General features: G+C 46.1%; 13 protein-coding genes and 1 other annotated feature. Of the genes, 3 read left to right on the top strand and 10 right to left on the bottom strand.

Annotation, left to right across the window (positions count from 1 at the left end; translation table 11 throughout):
* Positions 1 to 88: 88 nt before the first annotated feature.
* The 8 genes from ACXABW_RS05885 to ACXABW_RS05920 form a co-directional block, all read right to left on the bottom strand.
* The gene (locus ACXABW_RS05885; protein WP_457524500.1) at positions 89 to 1351 is read right to left on the bottom strand and encodes a dicarboxylate/amino acid:cation symporter; all 1263 of its coding nucleotides are present in this window, start codon (positions 1349 to 1351) and stop codon (positions 89 to 91) included.
* 335 nt (positions 1352 to 1686) lie between these two features.
* A complete protein-coding gene (gene trpA, locus ACXABW_RS05890; RefSeq protein ID WP_457524502.1) occupies positions 1687 to 2493 on the bottom strand; it encodes a tryptophan synthase subunit alpha in 807 nt (268 codons plus the stop codon).
* On the bottom strand, positions 2493 to 3683 hold the full coding sequence (gene trpB / locus ACXABW_RS05895) for a tryptophan synthase subunit beta (protein ID WP_457524504.1): 1191 nt from the start codon (positions 3681 to 3683) through the stop codon (positions 2493 to 2495). The genes trpA and trpB overlap by 1 nt, the downstream gene beginning before the upstream one ends.
* Positions 3684 to 3745: 62 nt before the next feature.
* Entirely contained in the window at positions 3746 to 5185 is a 1440-nt protein-coding gene (gene trpCF / locus ACXABW_RS05900) for a bifunctional indole-3-glycerol-phosphate synthase TrpC/phosphoribosylanthranilate isomerase TrpF (protein ID WP_457524506.1), read from the bottom strand.
* A 13-nt stretch (positions 5186 to 5198) separates the two neighbouring features.
* Positions 5199 to 6197 (bottom strand): anthranilate phosphoribosyltransferase, encoded by a 999-nt coding sequence (gene trpD / locus ACXABW_RS05905; RefSeq protein WP_457524508.1) that lies wholly within the window; start codon positions 6195 to 6197, stop codon positions 5199 to 5201.
* Between the two features lie 45 nt (positions 6198 to 6242).
* Complete coding sequence (locus ACXABW_RS05910; RefSeq protein ID WP_457524509.1) at positions 6243 to 6842, bottom strand: aminodeoxychorismate/anthranilate synthase component II; 600 nt, start codon at positions 6840 to 6842, stop codon at positions 6243 to 6245.
* A gap of 16 nt (positions 6843 to 6858) precedes the next feature.
* Positions 6859 to 8427, bottom strand: coding sequence for an anthranilate synthase component 1 (locus ACXABW_RS05915; protein WP_457524511.1), 1569 nt, complete (start codon positions 8425 to 8427; stop codon positions 6859 to 6861).
* 127 nt (positions 8428 to 8554) lie between these two features.
* Positions 8555 to 8657: a sequence feature (Trp leader region), on the bottom strand.
* A complete protein-coding gene (locus tag ACXABW_RS05920; RefSeq protein ID WP_265687725.1) occupies positions 8604 to 8729 on the bottom strand; it encodes a Trp operon leader peptide in 126 nt (41 codons plus the stop codon). It overlaps the preceding feature by 54 nt.
* 84 nt (positions 8730 to 8813) lie before the next feature.
* Here ACXABW_RS05920 and rnm point away from each other — a divergent pair, with 84 nt between their 5' ends.
* The 3 genes from rnm to rluB all read left to right on the top strand — a co-directional run bounded on the left by rnm (position 8814) and on the right by rluB (position 11424).
* A complete protein-coding gene (rnm, locus tag ACXABW_RS05925; protein ID WP_457524513.1) occupies positions 8814 to 9662 on the top strand; it encodes an RNase RNM in 849 nt (282 codons plus the stop codon).
* 89 nt (positions 9663 to 9751) lie between these two features.
* A complete protein-coding gene (locus ACXABW_RS05930) occupies positions 9752 to 10372 on the top strand; it encodes an L-threonylcarbamoyladenylate synthase (protein ID WP_252030437.1) in 621 nt (206 codons plus the stop codon).
* A gap of 110 nt (positions 10373 to 10482) precedes the next feature.
* Positions 10483 to 11424 (top strand): 23S rRNA pseudouridine(2605) synthase RluB, encoded by a 942-nt coding sequence (rluB, locus tag ACXABW_RS05935; protein ID WP_252030438.1) that lies wholly within the window; start codon positions 10483 to 10485, stop codon positions 11422 to 11424.
* 236 nt (positions 11425 to 11660) lie between these two features.
* On the opposite strand, the gene cydC is transcribed toward rluB, so the two are convergent.
* Both cydC and cydD read right to left on the bottom strand, forming a co-directional pair.
* On the bottom strand, positions 11661 to 13382 hold the full coding sequence (cydC, locus tag ACXABW_RS05940) for a heme ABC transporter ATP-binding protein/permease CydC (RefSeq protein WP_457524516.1): 1722 nt from the start codon (positions 13380 to 13382) through the stop codon (positions 11661 to 11663).
* Positions 13375 to 15162, bottom strand: coding sequence for a heme ABC transporter permease/ATP-binding protein CydD (gene cydD / locus ACXABW_RS05945; RefSeq protein ID WP_457524518.1), 1788 nt, complete (start codon positions 15160 to 15162; stop codon positions 13375 to 13377). Before cydD ends, cydC begins: the two co-directional genes overlap by 8 nt.
* Between the last annotated feature and the right edge of the window lie 17 nt (positions 15163 to 15179).

Here is a 15179-nt window from a genome sequence, read left to right on the forward strand (position 1 = left end):
TTGGTTTTATATTGACTCGTGTCAGTTAAATGAAAATAAAAAGAAACCGCCAGCAGGCGGTTCCATTTATGTGATTCATAAGGTGAATTTATGCTTGCTGACTCTTAAGTTCTGCTTCTGATTTAGTTTCTTCTTCAACAAGTGAATCTACAATCACAGCACATGCAGCATCGCCAGTAATGTTCAGCGCAGTACGAATCATGTCGAAGATACGGTCCAGAGCGAACAGAAGTGGTAGGCCTTCAATTGGAATACCCGCTGCAAGAAGAACGGCTACAACAAGGAATGATGGGCCAGGGACACCAGCTTGACCAACGGCACCTAGTGTAGAAGTCACAATGATTGCAATGTATGCACCCATCGAAAGGTCGATGTTGAATAGCTGCGCGAAGAAGATCGCAACTAGGCCGTAGTAAATTGCGTTACCCGACATGTTAATCGTTGCGCCCAGTGGCAGAACGAACGATGCCGTAGAGTTACGAACACCTAGTTCATTTTCAACCGTATCCATTGTTACAGGCAGCGTTGCCATTGAAGATGCAGTAGAAAGAGCAACAGCTTGTGGCTTTTTCATTGCTACTAAGAACTTCTTAGCAGAGGTTTTAGTAAATAGTTGGATCATCAGTGGGTAAGCGACAAAACCAAAAATCAAGATAGCAGCAATGTAAACAACGAATAGCTTGAATACCACCATAAGGGCGCCGAAGCCGAATGTACCAACGGCTTCCGCCATCAGACCAAATACCCCAATTGGTGCGATGATCATGACTTTGTTGATCATCCAAACCATGGCGTCAACAATGGCGTTTACACCGTTAATGATAGGCTCTCGTTTCTCTTTTGCTTGTTTGGAAATAGCGATTCCAAAGAAAAGACAGAATACTAGGATTTGTAGGATGTTCGCTTCGTTAAGAGACTGGAAAACGTTGGTTGGGATCATACCTGTAATGGTTGCCCAAAAAGTAGGAAGCTCACCTTTTGCCGCATATTCAGAAGAGAACATGCCTTCGACACCTGAAACGTCGATGCCCATACCTGGTTTAAAGACTTCACCCATGATCAGAGCAAGCGCTACGGCTAGCGCAGATGTGAGGGCAAAATAGCCTAGCGTTACAACGCCAACTTTACCTGCTGATTGGCTGTTACCTAGGCCTGCAGCACCAGATATCAGCGCAACGGCAACCAGAGGAATCACTAGCATCTTGATTAGGTTGATAAAAATCGCACCTAGAGGAGCGAACATAGCGGCGGTTGGACCCATGAAAGCACCGACGGCAGTACCGATAATCATGGCAATAACAACTTGGACACCGATGTTGCCCATTAAACTCTTTTCTTTTAACACTTCCATAACCTCTGTGCTAATAAATTGTAAAAATCCAGCATTACAACCTAAATAATGTAATTTACTTAGATAATAATTCGATCTGTTTTTACACTTGTTTCTTGCTATTAGCAATACAGCAACGGGAGTTTAGTTCGGTTTTTATTGACGTATGATAGTTTTTCATACAATAGCAAACGTTTGCTATCTGCGCGCGGAATGGTTCGGGTGTTTTTATAGGTTTTGTGATTGTTTAGAAGGGTGGAAGCTAGGATTTTAAATGTTAAAAAAAAGATCGATTTCTTTGCAAGTGTAAGAAATCGATCTCATACAGTCCCAGTTTATATTACTGTACGACTGCCTTATTTTTCCGTTGCAGCTTTCATTGCTGAAACAAACTCACCCAGCTTATCGAGCATGATTTGTGGTTGCTCTACATTAGCTTCGATGATTTTCACTACTGCCGAACCAGAAATTGCGCCAGCGGCACCCGCTTCTAGTGCTTGTTTTACCTGTGCTGGTTCTGAGATACCAAAGCCAAGTAAAGCTGGCGGCGCATCGAATTGGTTCAGCTTATCTAGCATGTGACCAACTGGCATGTTTGCTTTGGTTTCCGCGCCAGTAACACCTGCACGAGAAAGTAGGTAAGTGTAGCCACCACCCAATTTTGAAACTTGCTTGAGCGTTTCATCGCTTGCCGTTGGTGGGGCGATGAAGATTGGGTGAATACCAAACTTCTCTGCTGCGGTAACAAACTCTGCGCTTTCGTTAGTTGGCACATCTGCAATCAAAACAGAATCGATGCCTGCGTTTGCACAGCGCTCGTAGAAATGTTCGATACCACGAGAGTAAACTAGGTTCGCATACATCAGAAGACCAATAGGAAGGTCTGGGTATTTAGCGCGGATCTTACCTATTTGCTCGAAACAGATATCTGGAGTTGCACCTGAGTCTAAAGCTCGAATGTTAGCACCCTGGATAGTTGGGCCGTCAGCAAGTGGATCTGAGAATGGAATGCCGAGTTCAAGTGCATCTGCACCCGACTCAACCAAGGTTTCCATAATTCTGTATGATTGCTCAGCGTTTGGATCGCAAACCGTCACGAAGGGTACAAATGCGCCTTGGTTTTTCTCGTTTAGACGCGCAAACATCTTCTCATAACGACTCATTAGATTGCTCCTTTTTCTTCTAAGATGGCGTGTACGGTGAAGATGTCTTTATCACCACGACCAGATAGGTTAACGACCAATAGTTGTTCTTTTTCTGGGTTCTCACGAGCCATGCGTAATGCGTGCGCAAGAGCGTGAGAAGACTCAAGAGCAGGGATGATGCCTTCGTTACGTGCGATTTCTTGGAATGCTTCTAGCGCTTCATCGTCGGTTACGTTGTCGTACTCTGCACGGCCAATCGCGTTTAGATGCGCATGCTGTGGGCCAACGGAAGGAAAATCTAGGCCAGCAGACACAGAGTAAGACTCTTCTACCTGACCATTTGAATCTTGCATCAATGGTGCTTTCATACCAAAGAAGATGCCTGTTTTACCGTGCTTAAGTGGCGCGCCGTGCTGATCAGTATCGATACCGTTACCAGCGGGCTCGACGCCAATAAGGCGAACGCTTTCTTCTTCGATAAAGTCAGCAAACATGCCGATAGCGTTTGAACCACCGCCTACACATGCGATCACAGCGTCAGGTAGGCGACCTTCACGCGCTAAAATTTGGTTCTTAGTCTCTTCGCCAATCATGCGTTGGAAATCACGCACGATGGTCGGGAATGGGTGAGGACCTGCTGCTGTACCTAGTAGGTAGTGTGCATCTTCATAAGTCGCAGACCAGTCGCGCAGCGCTTCGTTACACGCATCTTTAAGTGTTGCTGAACCAGAATGTACAGGAATCACTTCTGCGCCCATTAGCTTCATACGGAACACGTTGGGGCTTTGGCGTTCAACGTCTTTCGCGCCCATGTAAACGCGACATTTAAGCCCAAGTAGTGCACACGCAAGAGCGGTTGCAACCCCGTGTTGACCAGCGCCCGTTTCTGCGATGATTTCATTTTTACCCATACGCTTTGCAAGTAGCGCTTGACCCAACACTTGGTTGGTTTTATGCGCACCGCCGTGAAGTAGGTCTTCACGTTTTAGGTACAATTTGGTCTTCGTGCCTTTAGTTAGGTTACGAGTTAGCGTAAGAGCCGTTGGACGCCCCGCATACTCTTGAAGAAGCGTCATGAATTCACTGCGGAATTCAGGGTCTTCTTGCGCGTCAATAAACGCTTGTTCTAGTTGCTCTAGTGCTGGAACTAGAATTTGCGGAACGTACTGACCGCCGTATTCGCCAAAGTAGGCATTCAGTTTTGCCATCGTGATATTCCTTCTCGTATTTTTAGCTACGAATAGCCTTAATTTTTCAGCTACAAGTAGCTTTAGTAGTTGCGAATTGCGTTGAATGCCGCGAGCAACTTCTGTGAATCTTTTTTGCCTGGTGCACTTTCGACACCAGAGTTTAAATCTAATCCCAAGCAGCCTAGTGTCGCTGCTTGTTGGGCATTTTCTGGTGACAACCCGCCAGCCAACATAATTTGACTAGGATCGCCAATCAGTGACCAATCGAATACTTGACCTGTTCCACCAGTTTGATTACCAACTTGAGCATCTAAGAGGTGACGGTCAATATTGTCTTCAAGTAGCTGTGGTTTCGCATCAGTAACGCCGTAAGCTTTCCAAATTTCAACGTCTGTTGGCAGTTCTACTTTGAGTTGGTTAACGTAAGCTTGGTCTTCTTGACCATGCAGTTGCACCGCTTTTAAGCCTAATGAGGTAGCTATTGACGCAACAAAATCGATGTCGTGGTTTTGAAATACACCTACATAGTTTAGTGGTGCGCCGCTCATGGTTAAACGAGCACTTTCAAGATCAACCGCACGCTTTGACTTCTCGACAAATATCAAGCCGCCGAATGCAGCACCCGCTTGGTACGCTTTTGCTGCGTCATCTGGATGAGTTAACCCGCAAACCTTGTTTTCGCCCATTGTTACTTTGCGTACCGCGAGCTCTAGGTTGTCTTCTGCCATTAGTGAACTACCAATCAAGAAGCCATCTGCGAAATCAGCTAAGTCACGAACTTGCTGATGGGTATAAATACCAGACTCTGAAATTACGGTAGCATTCGGTGCAAGTTCCCGAATGGTAGGAGCAAGTTCTTTAGTGCGGTTTAAATCCGTACTTAGATCACGCAAGTTACGATTGTTGATACCGATCACACGTGCACCAAGGTTAACTGCACGATGAAGTTCTTCTTCGTTGCTCACTTCAGTCAGGATACCCATATTTAGGCTGTGCGCTGCTTCTTCTAACGCTTTGTATTCTTCGTCATTGAGGACAGAAAGCATCAGTAGCACGGCATCAGCGTTGTAATGGCGCGCTAAGTAAACTTGGTAGGTATCCACCATGAAGTCTTTACAAATAACCGGCTGTTTAACTTGACCGCGTACTTGAGGAAGAAAATCAAAGTTACCTTGGAAGTACTTCTCGTCGGTCAGGACCGAAATTGCATCGGCATGATTGTTGTACACCGATGCGATGTAATCCAAGTCGAAATCATCACGGATCAAGCCTTTTGAAGGAGATGCCTTCTTACATTCAGTGATGAATACCGTTTTGTTTCCACTCAACGCATCATAAAAACTACGGTCAGAAGGAAGTAGGTCTGACTGAAATGTACTGAGTGGTTGCGATACTTTACGTTCTGCAACCCATTGGTATTTATCACGGACAATTTTTGCCAGTACTTCTGCCATTTCGGCTTCTTTTTTAGAAACGTGTTCAGACAGATTGTTAACTTGCTGAGTGTTGAAGTCAGTCATCTTCTTCAATTCCTTAAGCATGTGCGGCAAGTTGTTGTACCAACTGGTACGCCTTACCTGAGTTCATTGCGTCAATGGCTTGTTGCGCATTGGCTTTCAAGTCTTCGTGACCAAATAGACGCATTAACAGAGCAACGTTGACCGCGACTGCACCCAATTGTGCATCGGTGCCTTTACCCGTCAAAATGCTGGTCGTGATCGCTTTATTTTCTTCTGGCGCGCCACCCTTGATAGCTTCCAATGGGTGCGTTTGCAGGCCGAAGTCTTCTGGTGTTAGCGTGTACTCGGTGATCTTGCCGTCTTTAATTTCAGCAACAGTAGTGGAGCCGTGAATCGCCACTTCATCCAAACCGCTACCATGTACCACGGCGGCGCGTTTCATACCCATTTGTAACATGGTTTCTGCGATAGGACGAACCAGTTCTTCACTGTAAACGCCCATCAATTCAATATTTGGACGTGCTGGGTTAATCAGTGGGCCAAGAATGTTGAAGATGGTGCGTGTTTTCATCGTTTGACGCACTGGCATCGCGTGACGTACACCACCGTGATATTGCGGCGCAAATAGGAATGCCACACCGATGTTGTCGACGGCTTTGCGTGTGTCTTCCGCGCTCATGGCTAGGTTGATACCAAATGAATCAAGAAGATCAGAAGAGCCCGATTTGCTTGAAACGCTGCGGTTGCCGTGTTTGGCAACTTTTAGGCCACATGCCGCAGCAACAAACGCCGCAGTGGTTGAAATATTGATGGTGTTGTGACCGTCACCGCCAGTACCTACGATGTCTGCGAAATCGTAATCTGGGCGAGGGAATGGGTTTGCGTTTGCCAGCAACGCTTTAGCTGCACCGGCGATTTCATCTGGTGTTTCGCCTTTGATTTTTAGAGCAGTTAGAGCTGATGCCATCAAAATTGGATCGAGTTCACCGCGGATGATGATGTCGAACAGCTGTTGGCTCTCTTCCTGAGTCAGTGATTGCTGCTCGTATAGCTTATTGATAATTGCTTCCATATTTCCTCTCCTAAATTCTTATGTGCCAAGCGCTTTTTAATCAGCCTAAGGGGTAACTGAAGTACGTTCTTCGAGTGCCCACTCAATAGCATTGGCCAACAGGGTTGCTCCGTAGGTCGTCATAATAGATTCCGGGTGGAACTGGAACCCGCAAACTTTGTCTTCCTCATGAACGACAGACATCACCAAGTCATCTACTTCTGCTGTGATGGTTAAGTTTTCTGGAACCTTAGTTGCAACCAACGAGTGGTAACGTGCAATCGCAAGCGGTGATGGTAGGTCTTGGTAAATCGCATGGTGTTGATGCTCCATCATAGAGACCTTACCGTGAATGATTTCACCCGCGCCAGCAACGGTGCCACCGTACGCTTCAACAATCGCTTGGTGCCCAAGACAAATACCGATCATCGGCACTTTGCCTTTCATGCGTTGGATTAGCTCTGGCATTGACCCTGCTTCAGAGGGAGCGCCAGGGCCCGGCGATAAAAGAACCACCGGATTTTCAAGCTCATTGACCGCTTGCTCAATAGTTTCTGCTGGGATGTTGTTTCGGTAAATCTTGACTGAGTGACCTAGCGAGCGGAACTGATCCACAAGGTTGTAGGTGAACGAGTCAAAGTTATCGATAAAAATGATATTAGCCATCTCTGAACCCTATTCCTTATTGTGACTTATGCGCTGTTTGAATAGCAGAGATTACGGCTTGTGCTTTACCGCGGGTTTCATCTGCTTCCGCTTGTGGGTCTGAATCGAACACCACACCCGCACCAGCTTGAACTTGAGCTACACCATTCTCAACGTATGCAGAGCGAATTACGATACAGGTGTCTAGTGTTCCTTCACCCGTTAAGTAACCCACAGCACCGCCATAACTACCGCGGCGTGCGCCTTCTACATCGCGAATCAGTTGCATGGCTCGAATCTTTGGTGCACCGGTTAGTGTGCCCATGTTCATACATGCCTGATATGCGTGCAGTGCGTCTAGATCTTCACGCAGTTGACCAACAACGCGTGATACTAAGTGCATTACGTGGCTGTAGCGGTCGACTTTTAGTAAGTCTGCAACGTGGCGAGTTCCCGCTTGAGCGATACGTGCTACATCGTTTCGTGCTAAGTCAACCAGCATCATGTGCTCTGCGTTTTCTTTCATGTCGGTACGCAGTTCAAGTTCGATACGGCTATCTAGGTCGAAATCGATGTCACCATTTGGGCGCTTACCGCGACGGCGAGTCCCTGCAATTGGATAGATTTCTACTTGATTCGTCTCTGTTTCGTACTTCAGCGCACTTTCTGGCGATGCACCAAACAGAGTGAATAGTTCATCTTGCATGTAGAACATGTAAGGGCTTGGGTTACTTTGCTTGAGCTCCTTGTATGCGGCCAAAGGAGAAGGGCAAGGCAGCGTGAATCGGCGAGAAGGTACAACTTGGAATACATCGCCTTTTACCACGTACTCTTTTAGATCTCGGACGATTTGGCAGAAGTCTTGATCGGATACACTTGGCTCTACTGATACGCTGTCTAGTTGAGTCGCAGCGGGTAAAGTAACCAAATTAGAGCATTGAGTTTTGATGCTCTCTAAACGACTCGCTAAGGAATCTCGATTCGCTTGATTAGGTTCAAAAAGGCTTGCCTGAAGCTTACATGATTCAGTTTGGTGATCGACGACTAACAGCGTTTCAGCAACGTAGAATACATAGTCTGGACATTGGTTGGCTGACTCGGCATCCCCTAGAGGCTCGAAGTTAGCCACTAAGTCATAAGCAAATAATCCACCAAGAAAAACGGCGTGTTTATGCTGCTTGGTATGATCGAAGCTATGCTGAACCAAACGCAGAGCGTCGAAAGACGATGCTTCACGTAGGCGAGAATCTTCATCTAAGGTGTCACATGGCTTCTCAAACGACAGCTCCAGTACTTCTCCATTAAAAGAAGCTTCAACAGATTGTCGAATATTGTCGTTCAAGTGCGCTAATAAGTGCTTACCGTTATCGGTTAGCGCTGTGAATGTTACTTGATGACCAAAGCAAACGATGCGTACTGCAGAATCGACGATCAGGAGGCTTTGCAGATCCTGTTTGGAATCGATTTCAGCTGACTCAAGCAGCAAGCTATCCGTTTTGTTCTCACACAGGGTGTGGAACAAGCTTGTTGGATCTTGTGAATAAGGAACAGAAGTATTGATGACTTCAATGTTTCCTAGCTTTTTGATTTCAATGGCCTTGTTCACAAGACCTCCTTTACAATTGCTTACCTCTTTCTGCCGTACATAGTCGCATAAAGCAAACTTTCACCCAATGAAGAATCTGGTTTGATTGGTGAATTGTTGGTCAGTAAAGTGTGAGGTGTTCGACAAAACAAAAAAGCCCGCTAAATAAGCGGGCTTTTTCACAATGATTCTATAATTTAGAAATACGCGTAAGCCCACCCAGAATGTCCCCAAGTGCGCCACCAAGATAGCTCAGCATTACCTTTCATTGCTGAAAGAGCTGTAACTTTATCTTTCTGGTTTTGGTTAAATTCTTGTAACATGGTCAGCCCGATAATTAGGTACTTCGTATTTGTGTACTAGTTAACTAGTGCGGAGGTGAAAAGTCAACAAAAAAACGCAAAATTATGAGAATTGATTTACACAGCCACACCACCGCCTCAGACGGACGCCTATCTCCAAGTGAACTCATTGACCGTGCTCTTAGCTTTGACATTGAAGTTCTAGCAATCACTGACCACGATACGGTGGATGCATTACCAATTGCACACCAGTATATCGACGACAACGAGCTGCCCATCAAGCTGATTAATGGCATCGAATTTTCGACGGTATGGCAAAATAAAGACATTCATATTGTCGGTCTTAATATTGATCCAAAGTCAAAGGCGCTCAGTGAACTTATTGAGCAGCAAAAGGAACATCGCCACTCTCGAGCAGAGTTAATTGCCCATCGTTTACAAAAAGCGACGCGAGAAGGGGTGTTGGAAGAAGTTAAGTTGATTGCCGGTGACGCACCGATCACTAGAGCACATTTTGCCAAGTGGTTGGTCGACAATGGTTATGCGAAAACAATGCAACAGGTATTCAAGAAGTACCTTACCCGAAATAACCCTGGTTATGTCCCGCCTAATTGGTGCTCTATGGCAGACGCGGTGAATGCTATCCATAGTGCGGGTGGCCAAGCGGTATTGGCGCATCCGGGCAGATATGATCTTACTGCTAAATGGGTTAAGCGATTGCTTGCGGCTTTCGTTGAAGCGGGCGGCGATGGAATGGAAGTCGCGCAACCTCAACAAGCGCAACAAGAAAGACGCAACTTGTCCGATTATGCTATACAATACAAACTATTAGCCTCTCAAGGCAGTGACTTTCATTACCCGTCTCCGTGGATGGAGTTGGGAAGAAACCTATGGTTACCCTCTGGGGTGGAGCCAGTTTGGAAAGATTGGGGTATCGAATCAAATAACAACTGATTGGAATACCAGTTAGCCCCGAGCATTCCAGAAGTAAAATAATACGCCAAAAAATATAGAGTCGAGAGACTCGATAATGAGGAATTACAATGAGCCAGTTTTTTTATGTACACCCTGATAACCCACAGGCTCGCTTGATTAGTCAAGCAGTAGCAATCATTCGTAACGGTGGTGTGGTGGTTTACCCTACCGATTCAGGTTACGCACTCGGCTGTCAGCTGGAAAATAAGCAAGCCCTAGAACGCATCTGTCAGATCCGTCGCTTAAACGATAAACATAACTTCACTTTGCTGTGTCGCGATCTTTCTGAAATTTCGCTGTACGCACGCGTCGATAACTCGGCATTCCGTTTACTGAAAAACAATACGCCAGGTCCGTTTACCTTTATTTTTAAAGGGACTAAAGAAGTACCTCGCCGACTAATGAACGCGAAACGTAAAACCATTGGTATTCGCGTTCCAGATAACCAAATTGCGCTGGATTTACTTGAAGCTTTGGGCGAACCAATGATGTCTACTTCATTGATCTTACCGGGCAACGAGCATACCGAATCTGACCCGGAAGATATCCGCGATAAGTTGGAGCACGCGGTTGATTGTATTCTTAACGGCGGTTACTTGGGCGAGCAGCCTACAACAGTGGTAGATTTCAGCGAAGATGACCCGGTTGTAGTCCGTGTTGGTTCGGGCGATCCGACCCCGTTTGAATAACGAAAGTAGATGATTTTTCATTAGAGTTTTGAGATAATATGCGGCCGCGATTTCGGGTCGCATTTTTTCATATTCGACGTCTGTGAAGACGACAATTACTAGGTAGATAAATGAGCGAAAAATTACAGAAAGTTTTAGCACGTGCTGGTCATGGCTCACGCCGTGAACTGGAAGCGTTGATTAAAGCTGGTCGTGTAAGTGTTAATGGTATTGTGGCTAAACTGGGTGAACGCCTAGAGGACGAAAGTGCGATTATTCGTATTGATGGCCATACTGTGTCGGCAAAAGCTTCAGAAGAAGTGGTTTGTCGTGTACTTGCATACTACAAGCCAGAAGGGGAGTTATGTACACGTAACGATCCTGAAGGTCGTCGTACTGTATTTGACCGTCTGCCTAAGATCCGTGGCTCTCGCTGGATCTCTGTTGGTCGTCTGGATGCCAATACATCTGGCCTTTTGTTATTTACTACTGACGGCGAGTTGGCAAACCGTCTGATGCACCCTAGTCGTCAAGTAGAGCGTGAGTACCTAGTGCGTGTGTTCGGCGAAGTGACCGAGCAAAAAGTAAAGAACTTGGTACGTGGCGTAGAGCTTGAAGATGGTATGGCGCGTTTTGAAGACGTGGTATACGCAGGTGGTGAAGGTATGAACCATACTTTCTACGTAGCGATTAACGAAGGTCGTAACCGCGAAGTTCGTCGCTTATGGGAATCGCAAGACACCACAGTAAGCCGTCTTAAGCGTGTTCGTTATGGTGATATCTATCTAGATAAGAAACTCCCTCGTGGTGGATGGATGGAGCTTGACCTGAAAGAGGTTAACTACCTACGTGAGTTAGTAGAACTTCGCCCTGAAAGAAACACCATGCTTGATGAGTCAAAAGACAACACATCACGTAAGCGTGAGCGTTCTCGTAGCCAGAAGATCCGCCGTGCGGTTAAGCGTCACGAAGAAAGAGTGAGCGCACCAAAAGGGCGTAGCAACAATCCTTCTCGTCGTAAGCCAAAGAAATCAGCTGGAGAGCAGGGCGCACGCTCTAAAGCTCGCCGATAAAAGCTTAAGATACTGATACAAAAAAGCCGACGACTCATGTTGTCGGTTTTTTTACATCTGTAGTGTAGTCATAGCAATGTGCGTAGTTAGCAAACTCAATACGAAGTTAACTAGATATGAACGAAGTTAGCTGGATATGGGAGAAGTTAAGTTGCCGGCTAGTACACATCTAGAAGGAAAAAGAGCAGCGGTAGAGGCTGCTCTTTGATTATTTTTGTCTCAGACTTATGGTTTATCTATAGCGTTTGAGTGAGCTGAAAATAGCGCCCTTGGCTCACAAGGAGTTCGTTGTGATGCCCATATTCAACGATCTCGCCTTGCTCAATCAAACAGATCGCGTCCATTTGATCTAAGTTGACCAAACGGTGTGTGATGAAAATAACCGTTTTGTCTTTAAAGTGAGTATCAAACAACTGCATGATTTGATGTTCGGTCTGTTTGTCTAAGCCTTCGGTTGGTTCATCCAGCAACAAGATTGGTGCATCATGCAAACGAGCTCTGGCAATACCAATGCGGCGTTTTTCACCACCCGATAACTGTCTGCCACCGTCACCGAGCCAAGCGTCCAGTCCTTGGTCATCTAAAAGCTTCTCTAAGCCAACTTCTGTAAGTGCTGTACTCAGCAACTCGTCGCTTGCTTCGGGGTTAGCCATAGAAAGGTTATCGCGAAGAGTACCATTCAGAATATCGACACGTTGGCTCACGACACTGATCGTTTGGCGCAATTGGCTTTCATTCCACTGAGTTAGCGGTTTGCCTGCAATGGATACGCTGCCTTGCTGCGGATCCCAGTAACGAGTTAGAAGCTGTAGAAGCGTCGATTTACCTGAACCTGTCTGACCGACAATCGCAACGCGCTGGCAGCCCTTCACTGACAAAGAAACATCTTTAAGTACGTTTTGTTCAGCGTCTGGATAATGGAAGGTCACATTGTCAAACTCAATATCGTGCTTTCCATTCAATTCAACAGGCTTCTTGGCAAACTTCACGTCTGGCTCTGACAAAATAACGTCGTTAAGTCGACGAGCAGAGGTAAGTGTTTGACCTAGGAATTGGAATGCACCGGCAATTGGCATCAACAGCTCAAAACTAGCCATTGTTGCAAAGGCCATTAAGGCGATCATTGGATCAGGTGCGTTTCCGCCTACTCCGTCTGCTGAAAGCCAAATCACTAAAACCAAGGTCCAGCCATTTGCTAGCATCAGTAGCGCCTGTGCTAACCCGGAAAAATGTGCATTGATGAATTGGTTACTCACCAATCTATTTTGAGCTTCTAGAATTGCGTTACGGTAACGCTCTTCAGCGCCAAAGATAGTCAGTTCGCTGTAACCCTGTAACCAATCCAGAGTGGTCACACGCAGCTGCGCTTTGTGTTGCGTTAACTCAGTACCGTTGCGTTTACCTAGCTTATAGAAAATTATCGGCCAGATAAGTAACAGGGTAAGCAAGATAGCGCCAAGTGTGAGGCCGAGTGTGGTATCTATCCAACAAAGGAAAGCGGTTAATGCCGCAATACCGAATACACCAACAGTGACCGGGCTTATCAGCCTCAGATATACGTGGTCCATTGCATCAACATCAGCAACTAAACGGTTGAGTAAGTCGGCATCACGAAGGTTAGAGACTTTCCCTGGCATGAGAGGCGCAAGTTTCTCAAAGAAGAAAATGCGTAGGTCAGTCAGCAGTTTAAATGTTGCGTTGTGGCTAACCACACGTTCGCCCCAACGACCTGCGGTACGCCCCATGGCGAACCCACGCACAAAAGCACCGGGTAACATGTAGTTAAAGGTTTCACGTGCGATGGTTAAACCGGCAATAGCAGCGGCTGACAAAAACCAACCTGATAAGGTAAGTAGTCCTATCGAAGCGAAAAGTGTCAGAAATGCCAACAGCATTCCAAGAGACAAGCCAAACCAATGCTTCTTATATAACTTCAGGTAAGGGAGTAAATCACGCATCTAAGTTCCCCTTGTTTGATTGGTTCAGTGCTTGGCTAGACTGTAGCATTTGATTAAACAACCCTTGTTGCTCAACCAGTTGCTCGAAGCTACCTGCTTCGGCTAACAGTCCATCTTTCATGACTAATATTTGTTCGACGTTTTGCAATGGTGCGAGTTGATGAGTCACCATCAATGTCGTTTTCTCGGTTGTTTGAGCTTTCAATCCATCCATTACCAAGCGTTCGCTGCGGGCATCGAGGCTAGCGGTTGGCTCATCAAGCAACCAGAAGTTCCCGTTTTGTAGCATCGCTCTCGCAAGAGCCAAGCGTTGCGCTTGCCCTACGGATAGGCCTCCAGAACGATCGGATACCAAATAATCCAAACCGTGATTGTTAACAAACTCAGCAGAAAACGAATCATTCAGCGCTTTTTCAATAGCTTGTTCACCGACGTCGTCTTTACCTAGTGTAATGTTGTCACGAATAGAGCCGTGGAGTAGGAGAGGGTTTTGACCCACCCAGCTGATTTGCTCTCGCCAGTTGCTATGGTTGAGATCTTTTAGCTCTGTTCCATTGATCTTCAAGCTACCTTCATAAGGCATAAAGCCGAGTATGGCATTAATTAGGCTAGTTTTACCTGCGCCGCTTGGGCCGACCAAAGCTGCTGTTTTGTTTGCGTCAATCGAAAAGCTGATAGGACCAACTAATTGAGTGCCTTCTGGGCTAAATACCTTAAGGTCTGTAGCGCTAATCTCAATATTATTCATGGCTGACAACGTTTGTTGACCTGATTGAACTTTGCTGACATCGGTTTCTAAGAATTCGACAATGCTTTCTGCCGCGCCTACTGCTTGTTGTTTGGCGTGATAAAAGGTGCCCAGATCGCGAAGTGGTTGGTAAAACTCTGGCGCAAGGATAAGGATAAATAGGCCAGCAAATAAGGTAACACCTGTACCGTAGTAACCGAAGTTCAGTTCACCAATGAAGCTAAAACCAAAGTAGACCGCGGTAATAGCGATCGAAATTGAGGTGAAGAACTCAAGCACGGCTGAAGATAGGAAAGCTATTTTAAGAACATCCATCGTGCGGGTACGGAATACTTCGGATGCACCTTTGAGCACCTCAGTTTCGGCCTTAGTACGGTCGAAGAGTCGAATGGTGGTCATTGCTTGCAAACGATCATAGAAGTGACCAGATAAGCGCTGTAATGCTTTGAAGTTTTTGCGGTTAGCGTCGGCAGCCTTCATGCCCACAAGTGCCATAAAAATAGGAACCAGCGGAGCGGTAATTAGGAAGATTAGTCCTGCTGCCCAGTTAATCGGGAAGACAACAATTAGAATAACGAATGGAACTAAAACGGACAGAGACATTTGCGGCAAGTAGCGTGAGAAGAAATCTTGCATGTCTTCAACTTGCTCTAACAACAAGGTGGCCCAAGAGCCAGCCGGTTTGCCTTTTATGTATGCCGGGCCTAACTCTCTTAATTTATCTAGGATCAGTTGGCGAATGTATATACGGATTTGTTCACCGCAACGGAAGCCAGCAATTTCGCGACCCCATGCGCAGCCTGCGCGCGCAGCAATGGTTGCGGCTAAGCCAAAGAAATAAGGAACAAGCTCTGACTTGTCGGTTTGTTCCATAATAAGTTGGTGAAGAATCGAGGCGAGAAGAGCGGCTTGCGCGAGTAAAAACACACTTGAAAGTACGCCTAGGCTCACTGCAATCATAAGCCAGCGCTTTGCAAGCTTACTCTGCTGCTTGAGCCAATTGTTCAAGCTGCGTTGTTTTTTCTTATCCATTTAGAAGGCTTAATGAT

Source organism: Vibrio paucivorans (genome assembly GCF_054053395.1).

Excerpts from the sequence above, each read along its gene's own strand:
- ACXABW_RS05885 (WP_457524500.1), bottom strand. The coding sequence starts at position 1,351 with ATGGAAGTGTTAAAAGAAAAGAGTTTAATGGGCAACATCGGTGTCCAA.
- trpA (WP_457524502.1), bottom strand. The coding sequence starts at position 2,493 with ATGAGTCGTTATGAGAAGATGTTTGCGCGTCTAAACGAGAAAAACCAA.
- trpB (WP_457524504.1), bottom strand. The coding sequence starts at position 3,683 with ATGGCAAAACTGAATGCCTACTTTGGCGAATACGGCGGTCAGTACGTT.
- trpCF (WP_457524506.1), bottom strand. The coding sequence starts at position 5,185 with ATGACTGACTTCAACACTCAGCAAGTTAACAATCTGTCTGAACACGTT.
- trpD (WP_457524508.1), bottom strand. The coding sequence starts at position 6,197 with ATGGAAGCAATTATCAATAAGCTATACGAGCAGCAATCACTGACTCAG.
- ACXABW_RS05910 (WP_457524509.1), bottom strand. The coding sequence starts at position 6,842 with ATGGCTAATATCATTTTTATCGATAACTTTGACTCGTTCACCTACAAC.
- ACXABW_RS05920 (WP_265687725.1), bottom strand. The coding sequence starts at position 8,729 with ATGTTACAAGAATTTAACCAAAACCAGAAAGATAAAGTTACAGCTCTT.
- rnm (WP_457524513.1), top strand. The coding sequence starts at position 8,814 with ATGAGAATTGATTTACACAGCCACACCACCGCCTCAGACGGACGCCTA.
- ACXABW_RS05930 (WP_252030437.1), top strand. The coding sequence starts at position 9,752 with ATGAGCCAGTTTTTTTATGTACACCCTGATAACCCACAGGCTCGCTTG.
- rluB (WP_252030438.1), top strand. The coding sequence starts at position 10,483 with ATGAGCGAAAAATTACAGAAAGTTTTAGCACGTGCTGGTCATGGCTCA.
- cydC (WP_457524516.1), bottom strand. The coding sequence starts at position 13,382 with ATGCGTGATTTACTCCCTTACCTGAAGTTATATAAGAAGCATTGGTTT.
- cydD (WP_457524518.1), bottom strand. The coding sequence starts at position 15,162 with ATGGATAAGAAAAAACAACGCAGCTTGAACAATTGGCTCAAGCAGCAG.